Below are 7,127 nucleotides of genomic sequence, written 5' to 3'. Positions count from 1 at the left end.
TATATTGATTTTTTACTGATTTTTATTTCCTTATCTTGGATAATATATAATTTATTTTATTTATTAATGGGTTTTTATTTCGCTTTTTTAAAGTTTGGTGGGTTATCATTAAAGCTCTAATGGTGTGCTTTTGTAATTTAAGCATTTTAGATTTTCTTTTATTGCGATTTGTGATCTGAAAATAAATTTTATGTGGTGATTTTTATATTTGTTGTTGACATAATTTATTTTAAATGACATTTTATTTTTAGATTATATATGCCTAGTTTAAAAGGAGATAAAATGAATAAATATAAATTATTATTGGCATTAGGTTTGGGTTTAGCTAGCATTTCTGCACAAGCAGCTGTTGTTGAATGCCTTATTAGTGGTACACCTACACCTCAAAGGTATACGGAAGAGTCGTGTGCTAGTCAAACTTCATCTCAAAAGTCAGCGGTTAACTTTAGGTTGAAAAGTAGCAAACCTGTTGCTCGAGTAACATGGAGCTATCGCGGCTATAAGGGGCGATGGGATTGTGGTACTGGTACTAGTTGTCGTTTCAGTAATTATTCTTCATATCCGGACGGTACAGTGACAGCTTGTGCTAAAACAGTGTTATATACAGATGGTACTTGGGAAAACTTAAATTCATGTGCAACGGGCATGTATTGGTATCAGGGCTCACCATTTTTCCCTGAAGCAACAGAGTAGGGCTAAAAGAGCATAAGCGTTTTTTCTTATGCTCTTTAATTGTAAATATTACTTATTTGCGATGAATCCTAAGTGATTGCAATTTAATATAAATTCTCGTTTAACTCTTAGTTAATCATTAAAAAATCAAACTATTATTTATAGCTCGCATCTTACTGATTTACGCTTTTTCATCATAGCTTTCACAGCGAGATTCAAATTTTCTTTTTTAATATAACGTTCTGGCAATGGTTTTATAGTGTATACAAAGTCACCAACAGACCAGTCGATTTGGTTGGTTATATATTGTGGGCTAATAACTGCAATTTTGAGGTCAGGATCAAGTCGCTTAAGCGCATCGACGGTGCCTAGGTGGTAGTTACTGTGGAAAGCGCCATTAAAGTGAATTACTTGGCTATTTTCAGATTGTTTGAGTGCATTAAAAATTGATTCCGCCATGGTGTTGTCACGTGCCAACTGAGCGTAAAAGCTATTACTGAGTTTCACAGGGCCAGATTTAGTCGTCTTTGAACCGTGATGGCGCATAGCGGCCATAAACTTTTCTTGGTACGCTGATGAACTGGTGGTTATATCCTCTGCGACCCATTTTTTCTGCGACGCTGTAAATTGTTTAATATATTCAGGGCCTTTGCGTGCAACGCACCTAACAACGTTTAGCGGGGTGTTGGCGGCAATGGCGTCTAGCTTATTTTCACGTGCAAATTCAACTAAAGGGCGGTAGTCACTTTGATAGTTGTCCCAAGCATTAGCTTGTTTAATCAATGTTTGCTCGCCAATTTCATTGTTTAAGTATTGATTTAATATATTTTGTTTATCGCGTGTAAATTGCTCAAAGCTCAGTTTTAAGTTTGGGTTTTGTTGGAATATGAGGGGCAGTAAACTTGCCTGTAAAAGGTGAGAGGCGCTGTGGCTGTGGTATTCACCCATAAAAATTACGTCTGCGTTTTTTAACTTCTCAGTTAGCTTTTTAGTTGTGATAGGTTGCTCATTACTTGCGTCGTACAACGTATAGCCATGTAACATGGTTAGATGATTCGAGTGGGGGGTATCTTGTTGTGTTGTCATGCAGCCCTGAGCTAACATTAAAGGGATTGATAGCATCACTGTGGCTTTAAAGCGCTTGATTTGTTTCATTAAAATTCCGGTTACTTAAATTCAAGTTGAAGATTTTAGCACTTGTAATGATAACTGTTCTCATTAACTGTGTCGAGCTTGATCAAAGACATAGAATTTTTCTTTTTAATCTTGTAAATAATTGAAACCTAATGAAAATCATTGTTGTAACTGATATGTGAAATGTGTTCCTTGAAAAAGGAGCCATTTATATTGAAAAACATTTTATTATCGTCATTACTTATCTCGACACTGACTTACAGTCAGGCTTGATTTTCTTAAGGGTATGATATTACTAAAGATTTTTACTGCGCATCGCCATTCAATAGCGTGTGGACCTTCTGATGGCAATCAAAAGGTTTTTCGTCATTTACGTTATATCCCAATCAAACCGATACAGGTCAAATTCAGCACTGGTTTGATGATGTGATCGATAATGGTTATACCCCTAACGTTGGATTTAATTAATCGATTGTATTGAAATACGGTATAGCACATCAAACGCTACCTTTGCGCCCGGGCTCTAGCGGTGAAGTTGCTGTTGCTCGTTTTACGGCACCAGCTAGTGCTGTTTGCAATTGACAGCGCATTTTTAGCTGGAAATACAGGCTCTATGACAGTTGCAATCAGAGTTAATGGAAACTCTGTTTGGATAAAAGTAAATGCTGGAGTCTTTGAATTTGTTGAAGAAGTGACAGACAGTTTTGAGCCACTTAACTATTGCTTCGAATTTCGCTTCTGTGTTTATTCAAAATACCTCCTTAGGAATAGGTGGGTTTTCTTTGAAATTACCCATCTTCACATCTCAACTATGAGTCGTGAGCCTGTTATCTGAGCTAGGTAATAGCTTTTAGTGCAACACAAAATAAACATAGGAACAGTTTTAGTTTTGTTTTTTCTTACTTTGTTCGGTTAATTTTAATTGTTAATGCCTTTTATTTTAATTGTTTTTACAAGTTACTATAACTTTTGAGTATTAAATGCTTCAGTCTTTTTTATTGGTGTTGTTCTTTCAATTATATTTCCTTTTATTTTTTCTTTGGTGGTTTTTATATCTTTAATTATCAATATTGTTAACCTTCTCTTATCATGGCTCTAAAGGTTATCAAGCCTTATATTTTTTAAATCGGTTGTGAGGCTATGTTGACAAACTAACTTCTTAGGTGGCAGCTTAATAATTGTTAAGGGGATAATTAAAGGGAAATTCAAATGAAAAAACTTACGTTATTAACAGTATTAACATTAGGTATTGCTAGTGCTTCTGCGCAAGCATTAGTAGTTGAATGCTTAGTTAGCGGAACGGCGACAAAGCAAGAGTTTACAGCACATTATTGTTCTAGCGCTACAAATACATTAGATAGCGGTATCTTATTCAACCTTAAATCTAGTAAACCTATAGCCGATGTGACTTGGTCTTATGCTGGGACTAGGGGGAATTGGAGGTGCAACAACAGTACATATTGTTCATATCAATCATATTATGGCATTGAATTTGGCATGGTTGAAGCTTGCGCAACACGTGTTTTATACAAAGATGGTACTTGGGAAAATACAGACGTTTGTGCAGAAGGTGAGTTTTGGTACACCGGTGGTGGTCCTATTGAATTTGGTGCCAAAGGTTAACGCGTATAATCAAAATCAGCCATTGGTCGCCATTTTACTAGATTAATGAAGGCGGCTATTTTAATACTGTTTTAATTAAGGCTGGTTTATTCACTAAACTAAAAGGAATATTTATGAAGCAACTTCACTTATTAGCATTTATAAGCTTTGGTGTTGTTAGTATATCAACTCAGGCTGCGATAGTAGAGTGCTTAATCAGTGGTACACCGACCCCACAAGAATATACGGCCAATTTTTGCTCTAGTTGGACATCGACTACTTCGTCTGCCGTGGTTTTTAGATTAAATGCAACTAAACCTATTGCGTCAGTATCTTGGTCTTATTATGGTTCCGCTGGGAGTTGGGGAGACTGTAGAAATGGTCAGTATTGTATATTCAGAAATGACAGAAGAGAGCCGACTGGTAGTGCAGAAGCTTGTGCAACACGTGTACTATATAAAGACGGCACCTGGGAAAACGTGAACTCTTGTGCATATGGTATGTTCTATCATGAGAGTAATCCAGTTAAGCCGTCTATTGTAGAAATTTCAGCAGCGCTGCTTGACGAGAACATGTCATATTAAAAGTAAAAGCACTATTTAAACTACTGAATTACCCTTTGAGATTTCCTTGTTGTACCAAGTTAATTATTTTGGTTGTGAAAAAGGGGATGTAGCTTTCACATGCTAATTTTTAACTTTATTAAACTGTCAGTTTTTTTGGTTTGATTTAATTGTGTTTTCAATTTCACTCTGATTTTATTTTGTAATTACGGTGAGATGAAAGCTAAATTTAAAATACTTAGATAAGGAAATAATCATGATAAAAAATGCTTTAATACTTACGTTGGGGCTTGGGGTATTCACCTTATCCGCACAAGCTGCGGTTGTCGAGTGTATAGTCAGTGGCACGCCCACACCTCAAGAGTACACAGCGGATTTTTGTTCTAGTGCAGTCAGTTCCACTGCGTCAAGTGTCAGATTTAGGCTTGTTACAAGCAAGCCTATCGCCGAGGTATCTTGGACATATAGCGGCTCGTCAGGAAGGTGGAACTGTGGAAGAGGGCAGTATTGTACCTTTAGTAATTACAATGATGAGCCTAGTGGTGGCGCTCAAGCTTGTGCAAGGCGTGTTTTATACAAAGACGGTACATGGGAAAATATAAACGCTTGTGCATATGGCATGTTTTGGTACGGTAGCGGTCCAGTGATCCCGTTTACTGATGAAGCTTCATCTGAACGAATAAATTAAAGCCTGATATCATATACTAGAGTTTGATGAATAACTATGTGAGTACTCAGGGTAATAGAGTACTTACATTATTGGTTGGTATATCAAAGATAATGGGGGAATGTTTTATCTAGCCTATTACTTATAAATGTTCAGAAAAAAACCATGTTATCATTGTCATCACTTAGATCTTTTTCGGTTGTGATAGCTGCTAAATCATCGACTAATTCATTAACTAACGACAGGCTTTTATCATCTTGCCGATCATTTAAATGCTCTTGTATATCTTGAATGATTGAGTCCATGTGCTGAAGCTTGGCAATTTCATTCAGTCTGATGTCAATGGCTTCGACAACATAATGAAAAATATCAATCAATGAGCCTTTGCTGTAACTGTCGGTTGGCATGTTTTTGACAATGAGCTCGGCTTGATGATATTTAAAAAAAGTTGCTTGACCAAACGATTGTACGTTTGCACTATTCACCTCTAAATCATTGAATAGCTCAAGTTCCATATCGCAAATGGCTTCATCATTATTTTTAAAATGATATTCAGTGCCGTCCGTGAGCTTTAGACGGGCAATGTAATCTAGCTCCCAGCTTTGCATTAATGATGATAAATACCCCGAAAATTTGTTGATATCGTTCAGGTTTAAGCATTGACGGTAAAAGTGTATAAGTGCGTTGTGATCAAGCTGCGTTCTAAAAGTTCTATCTGTTTGTATTTGCGAGTCCTTTTTTGCATGCTTAAGTGCGCGTAATCGCTTCGCTTGGTAATCTAACAAGCTGTCTAATTTTAATTTTAAAACCTCTTTGCCAATGTCTTTTTGTATGTAATTTTCTGCCCCAGCTTCAAACGCTCTTAGTCTCCATTCTAAGTCAGTCTCACCACTTAAAAACACAGTGATCGTATCCTCTTTTTTGGGCGTGTTTATCCTGCGGCAAAACTCTATGCTGTCGCCATCGGGTAAATAAAGATCTAGAAGATAGATATCGAATTGCTGTTTATCTAATGCTTTATTAGCTGCTTCTAAGCTATTACACCATGTAAAATCAGCTCTATCTCCACTTAGAAGTTGTACTAGGTTTGCATAAACTTGGTTGTCTTCGACCAAAAGCACAGAGAATTTTTTCATGGCATTTAACTTGTGAATAGACTGGACTGAACCTTGATAGATAAGTATGCGCTGCAATACGACAAAATCAATTTCTGTACCTGCATGTTTCATGGTAATGCTTTGGAAAAGCACTTTAGATCACATTTATTTAAATTTGTAATTATTTTTGTAACATTTTCAGAGGGGGCACGGTCTGCTTTTGAGCGCAAATGAAAATAAGGAAAATAGTATGTTTGAGCTAGTTACCGATGTGATTAGAAATTTTTATATTCTCAGCTTAGTTTTAGGGTGTATTGTCAGCCTATTACTTTTCTTGTCTAAAACGAAAACACTGGCATGTAGCCTCATAAGCATTTGGATATTATTGTTTGTGACTGAGCTGACTCAAGTTGCGTTTGTCATGACAGATATAATGACATATACCAGCTTTATATCATTTGATGCTTTATATGGATTGGTTTTCTATTTTTATGTTCGCTTTCAAGTAGAAGCAAAAAAAGTCTCCTTTGAGGATGTTTTTCATGCACTGCCAATCTGTGCAAGTTATTTGTTTAGCATGACCTGGGAGTTTTGCTTTGGTGTTGTCTGTGCACTGTCTTACGCAATTTATATTGTCTATTACTTAAACACGCATCGGCCAATCCTTGAAATTGAAGTCACTAATCGACACTACGACAGTTATACTTGGCTTGTCGTGATGGCTAGATTTCAGCTTATCTGTTGGTGTTTAGTTTTTTTACTTTTGTCCGTAAACGATATTTTCTCTGTGCCGGTTAGTAAACTTATTGCCTTAGCAAGCTATGTGCCTATGAGCTTTTGGCTTTTTTATTTGTCCTACTTTAATCAAATCAAGCCGCTTTATGTACAAGGCAATGTGAATGAGCTCAGTGAGAGCATTGACAGTCCTCAAATACATAATAGTCAGTGCAAGTCATATGAACAGATTATTCGACAGCTTAACAGCTCAATGCGCAGTGATAAGCTCTTTTTAAATCCTCAATTGAGTATTTCAGAGCTTGCTAAGCATATTAACTCAACAACTGCTGAAGTCTCTTGCACGTTAAATACACATTTAAACATGAACTTTTATGACTTTGTAAACCGTTACCGTGTTGATGAAGCTAAGCTTTTATTGTGCAAAACTCAGCACAAAGTACTTGCTGTCGCTTTTGATGCGGGCTTCAATAGTAAATCCACGTTCAATAAGTTGTTTAAATCTTATACTGGTTTAACACCAAGCCAATTCAGAAAAGAAGCCTGTGGCTTATTTCATGATGATTCACAAGGTACCGGTAAATCTCTCAATCATTTATTGGTAGAATGATCCGTTTACTCTTAAAAAAGCCATCAAGTTGATGGCTTTAACCGAAG

At 36.5% G+C, this 7,127-nt stretch carries 7 protein-coding genes; 5 read left to right on the top strand and 2 right to left on the bottom strand.

Annotated elements, in window-relative coordinates:
• Positions 1-282 precede the first annotated feature (282 nt).
• Positions 283-693: a hypothetical protein gene (locus L1077_RS23865; RefSeq protein ID WP_237139318.1), complete on the top strand. Its 411-nt coding sequence runs from the start codon at positions 283-285 to the stop codon at positions 691-693.
• Positions 694-831: 138 nt separating this feature from the next.
• Here the strand turns inward: L1077_RS23865 and L1077_RS23860 are convergent, their stop codons facing one another.
• Positions 832-1,827, bottom strand: a complete 996-nt coding sequence (locus L1077_RS23860; protein WP_237139317.1) for a ChaN family lipoprotein — start codon at positions 1,825-1,827, stop codon at positions 832-834.
• 1,188 nt (positions 1,828-3,015) lie between these two features.
• On the opposite strand from L1077_RS23860, the gene L1077_RS23855 reads away from it, so the two are divergent.
• The 3 genes from L1077_RS23855 to L1077_RS23845 all read left to right on the top strand — a co-directional run bounded on the left by L1077_RS23855 (position 3,016) and on the right by L1077_RS23845 (position 4,659).
• Positions 3,016-3,429 (top strand): hypothetical protein, encoded by a 414-nt coding sequence (locus L1077_RS23855; protein WP_237139316.1) that lies wholly within the window; start codon positions 3,016-3,018, stop codon positions 3,427-3,429.
• 113 nt (positions 3,430-3,542) lie between these two features.
• Positions 3,543-3,992: a hypothetical protein gene (locus tag L1077_RS23850; RefSeq protein ID WP_237139315.1), complete on the top strand. Its 450-nt coding sequence runs from the start codon at positions 3,543-3,545 to the stop codon at positions 3,990-3,992.
• A gap of 235 nt (positions 3,993-4,227) precedes the next feature.
• Entirely contained in the window at positions 4,228-4,659 is a 432-nt protein-coding gene (locus L1077_RS23845) for a hypothetical protein (RefSeq protein WP_237139314.1), read from the top strand.
• Positions 4,660-4,790: 131 nt separating this feature from the next.
• On the opposite strand, the gene L1077_RS23840 is transcribed toward L1077_RS23845, so the two are convergent.
• On the bottom strand, positions 4,791-5,867 hold the full coding sequence (locus L1077_RS23840; protein WP_237139313.1) for a response regulator: 1,077 nt from the start codon (positions 5,865-5,867) through the stop codon (positions 4,791-4,793).
• Between the two features lie 118 nt (positions 5,868-5,985).
• Between L1077_RS23840 and L1077_RS23835 the strand changes: the two genes are divergently transcribed.
• Entirely contained in the window at positions 5,986-7,080 is a 1,095-nt protein-coding gene (locus tag L1077_RS23835; RefSeq protein WP_237139312.1) for a helix-turn-helix domain-containing protein, read from the top strand.
• Positions 7,081-7,127: the final 47 nt, after the last annotated feature.

The organism is Pseudoalteromonas luteoviolacea, assembly GCF_021654285.1.
Classification (GTDB): Bacteria; Pseudomonadota; Gammaproteobacteria; order Enterobacterales; family Alteromonadaceae; genus Pseudoalteromonas; species Pseudoalteromonas luteoviolacea_J.
This window is presented reverse-complemented; position numbering and strand designations above follow the sequence as displayed.